The organism is Arthrobacter sp. NPDC056493 (genome assembly GCF_042795115.1).
Classification (GTDB): Bacteria; Actinomycetota; Actinomycetes; order Actinomycetales; family Micrococcaceae; genus Arthrobacter.
In genome coordinates this window covers 20095-35460 of record NZ_JBHTSL010000038.1, presented here as the reverse complement: position 1 = coordinate 35460, position 15366 = coordinate 20095, and the positions used below count along the sequence as shown (strand labels likewise).

General features: G+C 68.8%; 13 protein-coding genes. 7 read left to right on the top strand and 6 right to left on the bottom strand.

The genetic code is table 11. The features are described from left to right. The 6 genes from ACFQ50_RS15555 to ACFQ50_RS15530 all read right to left on the bottom strand — a co-directional run bounded on the left by ACFQ50_RS15555 (position 1) and on the right by ACFQ50_RS15530 (position 6882). A complete protein-coding gene (locus tag ACFQ50_RS15555) occupies positions 1 to 990 on the bottom strand; it encodes a LacI family DNA-binding transcriptional regulator (RefSeq protein ID WP_377996509.1) in 990 nt (329 codons plus the stop codon). A gap of 293 nt (positions 991 to 1283) precedes the next feature. Then, positions 1284 to 2918, bottom strand: coding sequence for an FAD-dependent oxidoreductase (locus tag ACFQ50_RS15550; protein ID WP_377996507.1), 1635 nt, complete (start codon positions 2916 to 2918; stop codon positions 1284 to 1286). Continuing rightward, a complete protein-coding gene (locus tag ACFQ50_RS15545; protein WP_377996505.1) occupies positions 2915 to 3958 on the bottom strand; it encodes an alcohol dehydrogenase catalytic domain-containing protein in 1044 nt (347 codons plus the stop codon). The genes ACFQ50_RS15550 and ACFQ50_RS15545 overlap by 4 nt, the downstream gene beginning before the upstream one ends. Positions 3959 to 3967: 9 nt before the next feature. Continuing rightward, on the bottom strand, positions 3968 to 4282 hold the full coding sequence (locus ACFQ50_RS15540; RefSeq protein WP_377996503.1) for a YciI family protein: 315 nt from the start codon (positions 4280 to 4282) through the stop codon (positions 3968 to 3970). Between the two features lie 175 nt (positions 4283 to 4457). Further along, positions 4458 to 5354, bottom strand: coding sequence for a LysR family transcriptional regulator (locus tag ACFQ50_RS15535; protein WP_377996501.1), 897 nt, complete (start codon positions 5352 to 5354; stop codon positions 4458 to 4460). A gap of 199 nt (positions 5355 to 5553) precedes the next feature. Then, positions 5554 to 6882 (bottom strand): MFS transporter, encoded by a 1329-nt coding sequence (locus ACFQ50_RS15530; RefSeq protein ID WP_377996500.1) that lies wholly within the window; start codon positions 6880 to 6882, stop codon positions 5554 to 5556. Positions 6883 to 7109: 227 nt separating this feature from the next. On the opposite strand from ACFQ50_RS15530, the gene ACFQ50_RS15525 reads away from it, so the two are divergent. The 7 genes from ACFQ50_RS15525 (at position 7110) to ACFQ50_RS15495 (ending at position 15362) form a co-directional block, all read left to right on the top strand. Further along, positions 7110 to 7895: an IclR family transcriptional regulator C-terminal domain-containing protein gene (locus ACFQ50_RS15525; protein WP_377996498.1), complete on the top strand. Its 786-nt coding sequence runs from the start codon at positions 7110 to 7112 to the stop codon at positions 7893 to 7895. Then, complete coding sequence (locus ACFQ50_RS15520; protein ID WP_377996496.1) at positions 7895 to 8692, top strand: IclR family transcriptional regulator; 798 nt, start codon at positions 7895 to 7897, stop codon at positions 8690 to 8692. The genes ACFQ50_RS15525 and ACFQ50_RS15520 overlap by 1 nt, the downstream gene beginning before the upstream one ends. 198 nt (positions 8693 to 8890) lie before the next feature. Next, positions 8891 to 10273 carry an MFS transporter gene (locus ACFQ50_RS15515; protein WP_377996495.1) on the top strand — a complete coding sequence of 461 codons (1383 nt, stop codon included), beginning with the start codon at positions 8891 to 8893 and terminating at the stop codon, positions 10271 to 10273. A gap of 84 nt (positions 10274 to 10357) precedes the next feature. Next, complete coding sequence (locus tag ACFQ50_RS15510; RefSeq protein ID WP_377996493.1) at positions 10358 to 11521, top strand: Gfo/Idh/MocA family protein; 1164 nt, start codon at positions 10358 to 10360, stop codon at positions 11519 to 11521. Positions 11522 to 11524: 3 nt separating this feature from the next. Next, a complete protein-coding gene (locus tag ACFQ50_RS15505; protein WP_377996491.1) occupies positions 11525 to 13621 on the top strand; it encodes an FAD-dependent oxidoreductase in 2097 nt (698 codons plus the stop codon). Next, on the top strand, positions 13618 to 14487 hold the full coding sequence (locus ACFQ50_RS15500) for a sugar phosphate isomerase/epimerase family protein (protein WP_377996489.1): 870 nt from the start codon (positions 13618 to 13620) through the stop codon (positions 14485 to 14487). The genes ACFQ50_RS15505 and ACFQ50_RS15500 overlap by 4 nt, the downstream gene beginning before the upstream one ends. After that, complete coding sequence (locus ACFQ50_RS15495) at positions 14484 to 15362, top strand: aldo/keto reductase (RefSeq protein ID WP_377996488.1); 879 nt, start codon at positions 14484 to 14486, stop codon at positions 15360 to 15362. The genes ACFQ50_RS15500 and ACFQ50_RS15495 overlap by 4 nt, the downstream gene beginning before the upstream one ends. Positions 15363 to 15366: the final 4 nt, after the last annotated feature.

Genomic DNA, 15366 nt, shown 5'->3' with positions numbered 1-15366 from the left:
TTACTTTCCCTGGAGGGTCTGGCTGGCGGTGCGGGCCGCGAAGGTGGAGCCCCGCACGATGAGCTGCGAGTTGAGGTGGACCGCCTCGGTGGCCGTCGGCTTGCCGGCGATCTGTTCGAGGAGGAGTTCGAGGGCGAGGGAGCCGCTGCGGTTGATGGGGACCCGGACGGACGTGAGCCCGGGTTCTGCGGCCGCGGCGATGTCGAGGTCGTCGATGCCCACCACGCTGATGTCCTCGGGGCAGTGGTAGCCGAGGGTCCGGGCGCCGGCGAGCATGCCGATGGCGACGAGGTCGTTGTAGGCGATGACGGCGGTGGCGCCGCTGGCGACCACCGACGCTGCGGCGGCCAGGCCGCCGTCGACCGTGGCGTTCTGGTTGCCCACGGTGACCAGCTCGATGCCCCATTCGCCGCAAAGGCGGGTGATGGCAGCGAGGCGCTGCCCGTTGGCCCAGGAAGAGGCCGGGCCGGGAATGTAGGCGAGCTTGCGGTGGCCGAGGGCGTACAGGTGCTCGACTGCCTGGCGGATTCCTTCGCCGGCTTCCATGAGGACGCGGGCGGCCTGGTCTGCCTCACCGTTGATGACGACCAGCGGCGCGTTGCCGGCCAGGTTGTGGATCTGGTCCGACGGGAGGCGCGGGGAGCAAAGGATGATGCCGTCCACCCCGGTGGCGAAGGCCGCGAGGTGGTCGCGCTCGCGGGCGGAGGATTCACCGGTGTCGGCGAGGACCATGCGGTGGCGTCCGTGCCAGGCCTGGTCCTGGATGGCCTTGATGAGGGCGGCGAACACGGCGTTGGAGATGTCCGGGACGACCACACCGAACGTGCGGCTGCCGTTGAGTCCGGGCACGTCGTACCCGAGCTGGGTGGCGGCGTCCATGACCTTCTGGCGCGTTTCGGCGGCAAGGCGGCCGGGGTCGCCGAACGCCCGTGACGCCGTGGCGAGCGAGACGCCCGCGAGCTTTGCGACGTCCGTAAGTTTTGCCGCCATGCGGTCCTCCAGTTGCTCCGTTGAAACCCTTCTCCTCAAGTATGGAAAAACTTGTACAAGCTTGTCAAGAGTTTTCCATGAGTTGCATCACAGGGTCGGGCGGAGGCGGAAGCGGGTACCGGGTGCGGTAATGGCGGGCGCGGGGTTAACGCAAGGACGACTTAACGCAAGAAGGACGCCGGCGGGTGGTTCCGCCGTCGTCCTTTCCTCTCGTTTAGAGTTTTTGTCCAGATAATGGGCTCTAAACGCCCTTGAAGTCGCGACAAATGGACAAAAACTCATCGGTAGGGGGCTTAGAGGGTCGTTGCGAGGTGCTCGCCCACTGCGAAGGCCCGGGTGATGGCCGAGCCCAGGGTTGCTCCGCCGCCGGGGTAGTTGTTGCGGAAAACGCCCGCGGAGACGTTGCCTGCCGCGTAGAGTCCGGGGATCGGCTGCCGGTGTCGGTCCAGGACGCGGCCGTTGAAGTCTGTGTCCAGGCCGCCTGAGGTTCCCAACACGCCGGCGGAAATCCGGACCGCGTAGAACGGAGCCGAACTGAGCGGGGCCAGACACGGGTTGGGGGTGTTGGCGGCGTCGCCAAGGAAACGGTCCTGCGGCGTGGCGCCGCGGTGGAATTCCGTGTCCACTCCGTTCGCGGCGCCTGCGTTGAACCGGGCCACCGTGGCGGCCAGCCCGGCGGGATCGATCCCCGCCTTGCCGGCCAGCTCGGCCAGCGAATCCGCAGCCGTCATCCATTCCGCCGGAGAGCCCGCTGGCGAGCCGGCCACCGGGTACTTCGCCAGGTACGCCGCATCGAACACGAGCCATGCCGGGTTGTTCTGCTGGCGGCCGGTGAGCGGGTCAATGGAGGCGAAGACGCGGCTGGCATCGTGGTAGTTCAGTGCCTCGTTCACGAAGCGCTTCCCGGCCGCATTGACGGTGATCGAGCCGGGGAGCGTCATTTCCACGTTGCCCATCCGGCCGGACCGCACGCCGTCGTACTCGTGCGCGGCCTCGGAAATCACCGGCACTCCCCAGATGGCGGTCATGTCGGCCACCGCGGCGCCGGCCTTCAGCCCCAGCTCCAGGCCGTCGCCCTCGTTGGACGGCGCGCTGATGGGCGTCACCGGAAACGGCAGGAACGCCCGGCGGAGCCGCGGATTCCACTCGAAGCCGCCGGAAGCGAGCACGACGGCGGCCGCTGTCGTCGTGCGGCCGGCTGCGGCGCCGCCGAGGGTCACCGTCCACCCGTCGCCGTCGCGGGACAGGTCCTCCACCGGGGCAGAGGCCGCAATCTCCACGCCGCGGTCCAGGGCGCTCGCCAGCAGCGACCCCACGAGGGCGCCGCCCATGGTCCGTACGCCCGTGGCGGCGCGCCGGGCCAGCAGCTCCGGGTCCGCCGCCCGGCCGTTAAGCCGGTCGCGTTCGGTCATGGTCAGCAGCGGAAAGTACGACGACGGCCGGATCGCCTCGGCGAGGCCCGGAAACTCCGACGGATCGAAGGCGTCGTTGTCCAGGCCGCGTCCGCCGTCGGCCGCGCCCTGCCATTCCATGTGGTAATCCGGGCGGGCGATCGGTGTCAGCGAAAGCCGGGTTTCGGCGTCGAGAAAGGCGACGGCGCGTGGTGCCGTGCTGACGTACCACTCCACCTCCGCCGGGGTCAGCGCGTGTCCCGCGGCCTCGGTGAGGTACGCCACCCCGTCCTCGTGGCTGTCCCGGTAGCCGGCATGGCGTGCCAGATGGTTGTTCGGGGCCCACATCACGCCGCCCCCGGCCGCCGTGGTGCCGCCCAGCAGCGGCGCCTTCTCGGCCACCAGTACCCTCAGCCCGGCGTCGGCCGCCCGGATCGCCGCGACCAGGCCGGCCGCGCCGCTGCCTGCGACCACGACGTCGTAGGCGCCCGAGATGTTCCCGGCCGGAGTGAGCAGCGGTTTTGCCGAGGGGATCACGCCGTCGCTCCAGGCATGTCCACCACGATCTTGCCCACCGGCTCGGTGCGGCTGCGCATCAGTTCGAAGGCCTGGTGCAGGTCCTCGAAGCGGAACCGGTGCGTCATCAGCGCGCGGGCCTGGTCCCGGTGCCGGGCCAGCAGTTCCAGCCCTGCCGGGATGAGGTTCAGGCTGTTCCGGCTGCCCAGCAGGTCGATCTCCTTGAAAGGGATGGCGTTCATGGGGACGGACGCGGTCCGCGCCGAGATTCCCACCTGGACCACCCGTCCGGCGCTCGCCACCAGGCGGACAGCGTTCTCCAGCGAGGACGGAACGCCCGTGGCCTCGATGACCAGATCCGGCCCGGACGATTCCGTCAGCGCATCCAGCCGGAGGGCCTGGTCCGCGCCGGGAAACTCCGCGCCAGGAGAGACCAGCAGCGTGTCCACGGCGCCAAAGGCAGTGGCCAGCTCGAGCCGGCCGGGCTCGGTGTCGGCGCAGGCCACCCGCACGCCGAGATCCGTCAGGTACAGCGTGGCAAGCAGCCCGATCGGGCCGCTGCCGAGCACCAGGGCCGTCTCACCGGAAACCGGCCGGCCCCGGTTCACCGCCTGCATGGCGATGGACGCAGGTTCTGCCATGGCTGCGAGATCCAGTTCCAGGCCGTCCGGCACGGGGCACAGCTTCGCCACCGGCACGCTGAGCAGCTCCACAAGTGCACCGTCCGAATAGCAGCCGATGCAGCCGATGTTCTCGCAGACGTTGAACCGGCCCAGGCGGCACGGCCGGCACTGTCCGCAATAGATCATCGGGCTGACGGCAACGCGGTCACCGGCGCGGATGCCGGCGTCGTTGTGTCCAATGGCCACGACGGTGCCGGAAAATTCATGGCCCTGGATGACGGGCAGCCCGGCCGGATAGTCGTCCTCCCAGATGTGCAGGTCGGTGCCGCACAGGGTGACGTTGTGGACGCGGACCAGGGCATGCCCGGCTTCGAGAACCGGCTCGGGGACGTCCTCATACCGGATGGTCTCCCTGGCGACGGTGCGCGCGATCAGCATGACGCGCTCCTAGTTCCGTGCTGCGACGGCGTTGGCGCCTGCGTCGGCACCAAAGACGATGTTCCACTGCCGGATACTGCGCTGCGCCACGAGGCCGTTGCGGTAGAACGGGTCCTGATCCATCAGTGCCTCGACGTCGGCCTTCGAGCCAGCCTCGATGATCAGCAGCGCGCCCGGATCCTCCTCCGGCCCGAACGGCCCGCTCTTCACCAGGGTGCCGACGTCGAACTGCTCCTGCAGGAATGCCACGTGGCGGGGGCGGTGTTCGTCCCGGCCTGCGGACGAGTTGGCGGTGTAGGCGTAGGTGACGGCAAATGTTCCCATGGGTGGGTCCTCTTCGTTGAGCTGGTGGATGTTCTTTCCATGGTCGCCACCGGGATTGTGCCGCGTCCAACACTTATTTGGTCAATGAGTATGTACAGAAAGCACATAATGCACGACGCCGGGAGGCCGGGTTGGTGCCTCGGCCGGCTTGGGTGCGAGCGCAGCCGAGACCGGGTCAGCCAGCCGGGGTCGGGAGGACTTCCCCGGCGACGGCCAGGGCCAGCGCCAGGGCGGGGGAGGTGGCTGCCGGGTTCCATGCAAGGCCCGACTCCAGCCGCGGCGCCGTGCCGGTCAGCGGGATGAAAACCGTCCCGCCGGGCATGATGCTGGCCATGGAGGCAGGCATCAGGCTCACCCCGACGCCGCCGGCAACGAGCGACAGTGCGGTGTAGGGGTCGGTGACCTCCTGCGCCACCCTCGGCCGGAAGCCCGCAGCGGCACAAGCCGAGAAGATGGCATCGCGGAGCGTGGATCCCTGGGCGGCGCGCATGGTGACAAAACCGTCGTCGGACAGTTCGGCGAGCCCCACCGCCGGCCGTTCAGCCAAGGGGTGGTCCACCGGGACGGTGGCGCCCAGCTGTTCGAGGGCGATGGTGCGGGTGGCCAGCGCGCCCGCATCGAGCGGCAGTCCGACGAAGGCGAGGTCCAGTGAACCGTTCCTGAGTTGCTGCAGGGCGTCCTGGGTCAGCAGGCCGCCGGTGAGGGTGAGGTCAAGGGACGGGTAGCGGTGGCGGAGGGCGCGCGTGAGCGGGGGGAGGGTCCGGTGGTTCAGCGCCCCCGAGAACCCGATGCTGAGCCGGCCGTAGAACGTGCCGGGTTCGGTGATTGCGGAACGGCGCGCGAGGTCAAGTTCGTCGATGATCCGGCGGGCGTGGGGGAGGAAGGCGACACCCGCCGTCGTCATGGCCACCGACCGGGTGTTGCGCTCAAACAGACCCGAGCCAAGCTCCTTCTCGAGCTTCCGGATGGTCTGGCTCAGCGGCGACTGGGCCATGCGGAGCCGGTGCGCCGCCCGGCCGAAGTGCAGTTCCTCGGCCACGGCAAGGAACGCCTCGATCTGCCGAAGCTCCATCCAGTTCCTCCTGTGCCCCAAAATGCCCGGAAACCGCAGATACCAAAAACGCAGTTGGTGCCCTCAAACTAGCAATTTGAGGGCACCAACTGCTTGTTCGCGCGTGGCTGGTTGGAATTTTTGTCCAGATAATGGGCGCTAAACGCCCACGAAGTCGCGACACATGGACAAAAACTCCATGGGTGGGGCGGGGCTGTGGCTAGCGGACCGGGTTGCCCAGTTCCCGCAGCGGGGTCTTGTGGGTTTCGCGGGCCCAGTATGCGCCGGCCACAGCCAGCAGCGAGGAAGCCGCGACGATCCAGGCGGCGGGGCCCCAGTTGGCCTTGTCGGCGCCGACCAGCGCGGTGCCCAGCAGCGGCGTGAAGCCGGCGCACAGGATGCCGACCTGCAGGCCGATGGCCATGCCCGAGTAGCGGACCTTGACATTGAACAGTTCGGAGAACCAGGCCGGGTAGATCGCGTTGGACATAGAGTACGTGCCGGCGGTGATCACGGTGCTGGCGAGGAAGATCATCGGGATGTTGGCCGTGGAGATGACGGAGAAGTACACGAAGATCATCAGCCCGGATCCCAGCACGCCGGCGATGAACACCGGGCGCCGGCCGAAGCGGTCAGAGAGGCGTGCCAGCAACGGCTGGCTGAACATGGCGATGACGTTGCCCAGGATGCTCACCCACAGCATGGTCGACGCCGGGACGCCGACGGATACGGCATAGGCCAGGCCGAACGACTGCATGAACGTGTTGGTCACCGTTTCGAAAGACATCAGCGCAACCTGGAAGAACTGCGCCGGGTGGGTCTTGAACATCTTGGCGAACGGAAGCTTCACCAGTTCGCCGTGGTCGTGCTTTTCCTCGAAGACCTCAGGCTCCTCGAGGGAACGCCGGACCAGGTAGGCAACCACCAGCACCACGATGGACAGCCAGAACGGGATGCGCCAGCCCCAGGCGAGGCGTTCTGCCTCGCTCATGGCGGCCACGGGAAGGAAGGCGAGGGAGGCCAGGACGATGCCGGCGGAGATGCCGCTCATGGCAAAGCTGGCGAAGAAGCCGCGGTGGCCCTCCGGAGCCTCCTCGGTGGACAGGGCCGAGGCACCCGCCGTTTCCGCGCCGGCGGAGAGGCCCTGCATGAGGCGCAGGACAACCAGCAGGGCAGGTGCCCAGTAGCCGGCGGTGTTGAAGTCCGGGAGCGCGCCGATCAGGAACGTGGCCGATCCCATGAGCACCAGGGTCAGGACGAGGGTGTTCTTGCGGCCGATCTTGTCGCCCAGGTGGCCGAAGACGACGGCGCCGAACGGGCGGGCCACGTAGGCGACGCCGAACGTGGCAAACGAGGCGATGAGGGCGATGGTTGCATCGCCTGAGGGGAAGAAGATCTTGGAGAAGACCAGCGACGCAGCGGTGGCGTAGATGAAGAAGTCATAGTACTCGAGCGCGCCGCCAAGGAAGGCGGCGAGGGCGGCCTTCTTGGCGCGCTTGAGTTGGTACTGCTTCGCCTCAGCGGTGACATTGGGGGCGAGATCGGTCATTGCAGGGGTCCTTCCGCACTGAAAGACGGGGTCCGGATTTTTGTATTTGTGCGTATCACGAACAAGAGTGCGATATGCGACTAGAAAAAGGATAGCGCAGAGTGAAGCGGCTCACAATCCGCTTTTGTTGCCGGCTCCCGGCCGGAGGTTGCCCTGCGCCCTGCCGGACAGTGGCCCGTATTCTTGGTAGGTCAGGAACAGCGCGCAGCTTGAGGTGCAGGGAGCTCATGGACGAACAGCCGGCCTACTTTGTGAAATCGGTCGAGAAGGCGTTCGACGTGCTCCGGGCCTTCACCCCGAACACTCCCCGGCTGACGGTGTCCCAGGTGGCCGCGGCGGCGGACACCACCAGGGCTTCCGCCCGGCGCTTCCTCCTCACCCTGGCCGATCTCGGGTACCTGCGGGCGGACGGGGCGCACTTCGAGCTGACCGCGCGTTCGCTTGACATCGGCCGGTCCTTCCTGGCCAACCTCGAGCTTCCGGCCATCGCGGACCGGCACCTGAAGGCGCTCGCTGCCGAGCTGAACGAGACCACGACCCTCTGCATTCTCGACGGCGCCGACGTCGTGTACGTCGCCTGCGTGCCGTCGCCCCGGCTCCTCAGCGTGACCATCACCGTGGGCACCAGGTTCCCGGCCTGGGCCACCTCCATGGGGCGTGTGCTGCTCGGCGCCCTGACTGAAGGGGAACTGGAGGCTTACTTCGAAACCGTGCGGCTGCAGAAACTGACCGAGCACTCCGTTGCCAGCCGCGACCAGCTGCGGGCCGAAATTGACCGTGCCCGGTCCAGGGGGTGGGCCATGGTGTCGCAGGAACTGGAAGAGGGACTGCGTGGCGTGGCGGTGCCGGTATGCCGCGGCCATGAGGTGGTGGCGGCCGTCAATGTTTCCCTGCAGACGCACCGCTCACCTGCCGAGGACATCGAAAAGTCAGTGGTGCCCCGCCTGCAGGCGGCTGCCCGGCAGATCGGACTGGACTACGGCGGGGACGCCTCCGGGCTGCGGCGGGCCTGATGGCCAACTCGCCCTCCGGCGAATCCGTCATCCAGCGCGTCGTGAAGATCCTGGATGCCTTTTCGAAGGGCCGCCCGCGGATGTCGCTGAGCGAACTGGTCCGCGCCACGGGCATGTCCAGCAGTACCGCCCACCGGCTGGCCAATGACCTGGTGGACAGCGGGCTGCTGAACCGCAGCGAGGCCGGCGATTACGGCGTGGGCATGAAGATGTGGGAGCTGGCGTCCCGCAGCAATCCGCTAGAGGAATTCCGACGGCGGGGCCTTCCGTTCCTCGAAGGTGTCCACGCCGCCGTCCGGGAGCAGGTGTCACTCTCCATTCCCGACGTCGGTTCCGGCACCGTGCTCTACCTGGAGCAGCTGGACCGGCACGGCACCGCCACCAACCTTGCCGCGGTGGCCGGCAGGCTCCTGATCCACAACACCTCCTCCGGCATGGCCATGATGGCGCACATGCCGCGCGACGTGCAGGAACGGTTTCTGGCGGGCCGGCTGGAGAAAACCACGGCGGCAACGGAGACGGACCCGCTGCGGCTGCGCGCCCAGCTCGCCCTGGTCCGCGAGCGCGGCTACGTCCGCATGGCGGGCGTCCTGGTGGAGGAAAACACCGCCTATGCCGTGCCGGTCTTTGGCGAGGGCAACAGCGTGATCGGGGCGATCGCCGTCGTAATTCCGACGGCGGACGAGGACCCCAAGGTGGTCCTTCCCGTCCTGGTGGCCGCAGGGCGCGGCTTGTCCCGGACCATGGGCGCAGAACGCCGTCCCTACGGCACCCGTCCCTGGCTCCAGGGCGCCTGACCCGGGGCTTCAGCGGCCTTTCCCTTCGCTTACCGGGCCAGCCGGCGTCCCGTTGAACGGGAAGTTTCGCCCCGTCGCTTTGCCCTGCTCCTAGTGTTTTTCTCCAGGGCGACAGCCACCCGAAGCGGTGCACGCCCAAGCCTTTGGCCCCCGCCAACCTCGGTGGCGGCCGCCCTGGAAACTCAATGAGGAGAACCGATGGGACACGTCCAACCCCCAACCCCCGCTGCGGAAACCGCCGTCCTGGAGCAGGCTGTGGTGAAGCCCGCGGACAGCCTGCCAACAAAGACCCCGCGGAGGGCCGCGCTGGCTTCCTTCCTGGGATCCACGCTGGAGTACTACGACTTCTTCATCTACGGCACGGCAGCAGCGCTGGTGTTCCCCAAGATCTTCTTCCCCGGCGGAGACCCGGTGGTGGCCCTGCTCGGCGCGATGGCCACGTTCGGCGTCGGCTACCTGGCACGGCCGCTGGGCGGCGTCATCATGAGCCACTTCGGGGACAGGATCGGCCGCAAACAGGCGCTGATGATCACGCTGGTGATCATGGGTGTTGCCTCCATCGGCATCGGCTTCCTGCCCACCTATGACCAGATCGGCTACTGGGCGACGGCGCTCCTGCTGGCGGGCCGGCTGGCGCAGGGATTCTCGGCCGGCGCCGAGGCCGCGGGCGCGTCCACCCTGACCATGGAACACTCCCCGGATGGACGCCGCGGCTTCTTCACCAGCTTCGTGATGACCGGCTACGCGTCCGGCATGGTGCTCTCCACGGTGGTGTTCATTCCGCTCGCCGCCCTCCCCGAGGAGCAGCTGCTTGGCTGGGGTTGGCGCGTCCCCTTCTGGCTGTCCGCCGTGGTGCTGCTGGTCGCTTACTGGATCCGCACCCGGCTGGAGGAGCCGCCCGTATTCGAGGAGACCGTGGAGGCGAAGAAGCCCAAGGGAATTCCGGCGGCCGAGGTGCTGAAAACGCAGTGGCGCGACGTCCTGCGCGTTGCCCTCGTGATGCTGTTCTCCGTCATGCAGACCACCTTCACCGTGTATGCGCTGGCGTATGCCACCGGCAAGGGCATCGGCCTGGACCGGACCCTGATGCTCACGGTCAACGCAGTCACCATCGGCCTGTCCATGTTCACCATCCCGCTGGCCGGCATCATCTCGGACCGGGTGGGCCGCAAGAAGGTTCTCCTGGTGGGCTCCCTCGGCTGCGCCGTCACCGCGTTCGGCTACTTCTGGGCCATCAGTGAGCACAACATCGCCCTGATCTTCGTCTTCGGGTTCTTGAACATGTCCGTCTTCTACTCCTGCTGGAACGGTGTGTGGACCGTCTTCTTTCCCGAGATGTTCCCGGCGCCGGTCCGCTACTCCGGGATGGCCATCGGCAGCCAGGTGGGCCTGATCCTCACCGGCTTCGCTCCCGCCATCGCCACCGTCCTGGCCCAGCCGGGACCCGGCGGCTGGATCCCGGTGGCAGTTTTCACGGTGGCCTGCCTGGCGGTCTCCGCGGCCGCCATCGCCACTGCCCGCGAGACGCACAAGACTCCCCTCGAAGAGCTCGGCCTGCCGCGCCAGCGCACGTCCGCCTGATCCCCCGGCCCGACTGAAACCCCGCCGTTCCCGCCCCGCCTGTCCCGCCCCGCCCCGCCCCCGTACAGAGAGAAAGTTGGACCCATGACCCCGCCAGCAACCGCCCCCCGCACCTACCGAGCCGGCATCGTGGGCTGCGGCGCCATCTCCCGCAACCACCTCGAGGCCTTCGGCGCCCTGGACAATGTGCAGGTGGTCGGGGTGTGCGACATCGACCTGGACCGGGCACGCGCCACCGCCCGGAACTGGGACGTGCCGGATGCGGTGGACACCGTGGACGAGCTCCTGGCGCTGGGGGTGGACATCGTGTCCGTCTGCACGCCACACCCCACCCACGAGGACGTGGTGCTCAAGGCCGCAGCAGCCGGGGTGCATGTGCTGTGCGAGAAGCCGATTGCCACCCGGCTGGACTCGGCTGAGCGCATGGTGGACGCGTGCGCGGACGCCGGCGTGCAGTTCGGGGCACTGTTCCAGCGCCGCTTCTGGCCGGCCGCGCAGAAGATCCGTTCCGCCATCGACGACGGAACGCTGGGCCGGCCGCTCATGGCCCAGTGTTCGGTGATGCTGCACCGCGCCCCGGAGTACTACAACCGGGACGCCTGGCGCGGCACCTGGGAGAACGACGGCGGGGGCGTGCTCATGACGCAGGCCATCCACCAGATCGACCTGCTGCAGTGGTACCTCGGCGACGTGGCGGAGGTCTACGGGAAGGTCAACACGTTCCGGCACGGCGACTACATCGAGGTGGAGGACTCCGCCACGGCCGTCATCACCTTCACCTCCGGTGCCATGGCAACGCTGGAGGCGTCGACGGCGGTTTCCCCCAACCTGGGCATCCAGCTCCGGATCACCGGAGAAACGGGTGCCTCGGCGTCGCTGACGGAATTCCCCGAGGGCAGCGATGGCCGGCTGGACCTGTGGGCTGTCGGCGAAAAGATCACCGTGGAGCCCGTCCATCCCGAGGGCGTGGAGCCCAACATTGACCTCTCCACCATCAACGGGCAGCTGATTCCGCACCACACCAGCCAGGTCCGCGACTTCGTGCAGGCGCTGGACACCGGCACCGAGCCGGCCATCACCGGCAAGGACGCCCTCAAATCGCTGCGGATCCTGCTGGCGGTCTATGAATCCGCACGCACCGGCCGCCCCGTCCGGTTCGCCGACGTCGAGGCTCCGGTCCGAGTCCAGGTGCCGGCCGACGTCGAGGTTTCAGCGGGCACCCGCATGACCGCGGCGACGGCAGGCTGAGCCATGACGGAGCACAACACCCGCCAAGCAGCCCGCCCCCTCATCCTGGGCCGGAACGGCCGCACGCCGCGGACCCTCCGCAACCGGCTCGCCTCCGCCCCGATGGAACGCAACTACGGGACGGCGGACGGGAACATCACCGAGCAGTACATCGACTACCTCCTCACGCGTGCCAGAGCCGGTCTGGGCATGGTCACCACCGAAGCCACGTATGTGCGGGCCGACGGCAAGGGCCGCACGCACCAGCTGGGCCTGCACACCGACGCCATGATTCCCGGGCTGCGCAGGCTCACCGACGCGCTGCACGCGGAAGGTGCGCTGGCCGCCGTCGAACTTAACCACGGCGGCCGGACCGCCCAGGCGGCGGTGTCAGGGCATAAGAACCTGGCGCCGTCGCCGGTGCCGTGCGCGGTGGCCGGCGGGGAGGTCCCGCGGGAACTGACCGCCGGCCAATGCCATGATCTTGTGGCGTCCTATGCCGCGGCGGCGCGCCGGGCAGTGGCTGCGGGCTTCGACGTGATCAACATCCACGGCGCGCACGGCTACCTGATCCACCAGTTCATGTCGCCCATCTCCAACCACCGCACGGATGAGTTCGCCGCACCCGAGCACTTCCTGAACCTGGTCATCGACGCCGTCCGTGAGGCTGCGCCGGACGCCATCGTGGGCGTGCGGGTGTCCGTCGTCGAGGGCCCGGCGGATGGCATCAGCGCCGCGGACCAGGTGGCCATCATGGCCAAGGCGCACCTGGACCAGCTGGACTTCCTCGACCTGTCCGCCGGCAGCTACGACGCCGGCGAATGGATCGTGCAGCCCGGCGAGTGGAAGCCCGGCCTGCTCCGCGACTACGCCACGGCGTACCGCCGGTTCGGGCTTCCGCTGGGCATGGCAGGGAGGCTGAACTCGCCGGCCGTCATCGAGGAGGTCATCGGCGGCGGCGCCTGCGATTTCGTCAGCCTGGCGCGCGCCATCCACGCTGACCCCGCTTTCGTCGGGGGCGTCCTGCGCGGCGAGGCCTACCGTCCCTGCATCGCCTGCAACGTCTGCATCGACACCCTCGGCCAGGGGCAGGTCACGTGCACCGTCAACCCCGCCGTCGGGCGCTCGCGGATTCCGCTTCCGACGCCGGGGGTGCGGCCGGGTGCCCGGGTTGCCGTTGTGGGGGCCGGCCCGGCCGGCCTCACCGCCGCCCGGGAACTTGCCCTGGCAGGGGCGCAGGTCACCGTGCTCGACGGCGGCGCCCGGCTTGGCGGGCAGCTCGCCCTCGCGGAACAAATGAAATCCACCCCGGATTTCCACCGCTTCACCGACTGGTCGGCCGCCGAGAATGCTCGGTTGGGCATAGACGTCCGGCTGGGCAACCCGGTGGATCCGGGCGACATCGGTGCGCTGGTCCGGGAAACCGGGGCCGACGCCGTCGTGCTGGCCACCGGGGGAACCCTGCCCGGCGCAGGGTTCCCCGGCGCCGGCCTGCCCGGCGTGACGGACGTGCGCGACTGGCTCGCGGACCACCCGGAAGTATTGGAGGGTAAGGACATCCCGGACGCCGTGACCATCTGGGGTGCGGACTCCGTGGCCATGAGCCTGGCGGACACCCTCGCGGACCGCGGCACCGCCGTGCTGCTGGTGGGGCCGCAGGAGGTCCTCGCGCCGGAATCCGGGCGGCGGGCGAAAATCCTTGCCGTGCCCCGGCTCGAACAGAATCCGCGGGTGCGGATCCGGCTGGGTGCCACGATCGAGGAATACGACGGCGGCCGGATCCGGATTTCGGGCACCGCCGGAGACGGGGCCGGTTCCGAATGGCTGGACGCCCCGGGAAGCCTGCTGGTCTCCCGCTCGGTGCTGCCGCTGGACGGATCCGTGCCCGCGGCGGACCGGGAGGCGGACCTGGCCCGGGAGGCCGGCGTGCCGGTTGCGTTGGCCGGGACGGTGGTGGACCACACCCCCGCCATCGCCTCCAACGCGGTGAAGAGCGGCTACGACGCCGCGCAGCGCATCGCCGCGGCGCTTGCCGATCAGGCGGCGCTTGCCGACCATACAGGGCTCGCCGCCGAGCCCGTCCGCCCCATCGAACTGAGCATGAACGGAGCAGCATCATGAGCGCACCGCGCCGCCCGCTGGGCCTGGCCCAGCTCTCCCTCCTGAACACCGCCCCGCCCGAGCTGGTGACCATCGCCGCGGACGCCGGCTTCGATTTCATCGGCGCCCGTGTCCGTCCCGTCACTCCCGGCGAGCGGCCCTACGACCTGCAGCCGGGATCACCGATGCTGAAGGAGACCCTGGCCCGGATGGACGGCACCGGGGTCACGGTCCGCGACATCGAGTTCCTGCTGCTCGACGGCACCGACCAGCGGGACGCGTGGCGGGCCATGATGGAGGCCGGGCAGGCCCTCGGCGCGGCATCCCTGACGGTGGCCGCGTCCGACCCCGACGCCGCACGCCTGGCCGACACGCTGGCCCGCATGGCTGAGGACGGCCGCAGCTACGGCATCGTTCCCACCCTTGAGCCCATCTCCTACCAGGCGGTGAACTCCATCCCCGCCGCGGTGGCCCTGGCCCGCGCCTCGGGCTGCCGGATCGTGGTGGACGCGCTGCACCTGAACCGGTTCGGGGCGGTTCCGGGGTCCGCGCAATGGCATGACCTCGAGGCGAACCTGGACCTGGTGCCGCTGCTGCAGCTGTGCGACGGGCCGGCACAGCGTCCGGCCGGCCGGGCGGCGCTGGTGGCGGAGTCACGCTCGGAACGCGGTGTCCCCGGCGAAGGCGGCTTCGACCTGGCCGCCCTGGTCAACGTTTTCCCCGCTGATGTTCCGGTGAGTGTCGAGGTGCCGTCGCACAGCACGGTGGCCCGGCTGGGAGAGCTGGGCTGGGCCCGGAAGCTGCAGGAAGCCGCCACGGCCGTCCTGGCATCCGCCTCAGGAAAAACAACCGGGAAGCCTGCAACCGAGAAAGTGGGAACAGCATGACGGAAACAGCGGCCGAAGCAACCGGAACGGCGGCACCGGGGACCACAGCGGAACCGCGCACGACGGCGGAACTGGCGCCCGGCGTCGTCGTTCCCCTGATCGGTCTGGGCACCTGGCCCATGACCGGCGGGGAAGCTACCGGCGCCGTGGCCCGCGCCATAGCCAACGGGTACCGCCACATCGATACAGCCGAAAATTACAACAATGAAGAAGCCGTGGGGGAGGGCATCCGCCGCAGCGGCATCGACCGCGGGGAGCTGTTCCTTACCACCAAGTTCAACAGGCAGTGGCATGGCCGGACGGCTGTGCGCGAGGCCTTTGGCGCGGCAACCCGGCGGCTTGGGACCGAGTATCTGGACCTCTTCCTGATCCACTGGCCGAATCCTTCCCAGGGCCGCTTTGTCGAAGCAGCGGAGGGGCTCACCCGGCTGGCCGAGGAGGGGCTGATCAGGTGTTGGGGCGTGTCCAACTTCAAATCGGCCCACCTGCGGGAGCTGCAGGCGGCAGGGCTGGAAGTCCCGGTCAACCAGGTGCAGATCGATCCGGAAACCCAGCAGCCGGACCAGCTGGCTTTCCACCGAGGGCACGGCATCGTCACGGCCGCTTACAGCCCCCTGGGCCGCAACGGCTCCTTCCTCTCGGCCCCTGTAGTCACCGGTCCCGCCGCCGAATACGACAGGACGCCGGCGCAGGTGGTGCTCCGCTGGCAGGTCCAGTCCGGCCGGGTGGCCATCCCCAAATCGGCGGACGACCGGCGGCAGCGCGAGAACCTCGACGTCTTCGGCTTTGCCCTCACCGAGGCGGAAATGGCCGGCATCGACGCCCTCGACACCGGCGCACCGCCGCGGCTGGACTCAGACGAATTCGGACACTGAAAGA

Coding starts and splice junctions, on each gene's coding strand:
- ACFQ50_RS15505 (WP_377996491.1), top strand. CDS start 11,525: ATGACGGAGCACAACACCCGCCAAGCAGCCCGCCCCCTCATCCTGGGC.
- ACFQ50_RS15530 (WP_377996500.1), bottom strand. CDS start 6,882: ATGACCGATCTCGCCCCCAATGTCACCGCTGAGGCGAAGCAGTACCAA.
- ACFQ50_RS15500 (WP_377996489.1), top strand. CDS start 13,618: ATGAGCGCACCGCGCCGCCCGCTGGGCCTGGCCCAGCTCTCCCTCCTG.
- ACFQ50_RS15535 (WP_377996501.1), bottom strand. CDS start 5,354: ATGGAGCTTCGGCAGATCGAGGCGTTCCTTGCCGTGGCCGAGGAACTG.
- ACFQ50_RS15555 (WP_377996509.1), bottom strand. CDS start 990: ATGGCGGCAAAACTTACGGACGTCGCAAAGCTCGCGGGCGTCTCGCTC.
- ACFQ50_RS15545 (WP_377996505.1), bottom strand. CDS start 3,958: ATGCTGATCGCGCGCACCGTCGCCAGGGAGACCATCCGGTATGAGGAC.
- ACFQ50_RS15525 (WP_377996498.1), top strand. CDS start 7,110: ATGGACGAACAGCCGGCCTACTTTGTGAAATCGGTCGAGAAGGCGTTC.
- ACFQ50_RS15495 (WP_377996488.1), top strand. CDS start 14,484: ATGACGGAAACAGCGGCCGAAGCAACCGGAACGGCGGCACCGGGGACC.
- ACFQ50_RS15510 (WP_377996493.1), top strand. CDS start 10,358: ATGACCCCGCCAGCAACCGCCCCCCGCACCTACCGAGCCGGCATCGTG.
- ACFQ50_RS15540 (WP_377996503.1), bottom strand. CDS start 4,282: ATGGGAACATTTGCCGTCACCTACGCCTACACCGCCAACTCGTCCGCA.
- ACFQ50_RS15520 (WP_377996496.1), top strand. CDS start 7,895: ATGGCCAACTCGCCCTCCGGCGAATCCGTCATCCAGCGCGTCGTGAAG.
- ACFQ50_RS15515 (WP_377996495.1), top strand. CDS start 8,891: ATGGGACACGTCCAACCCCCAACCCCCGCTGCGGAAACCGCCGTCCTG.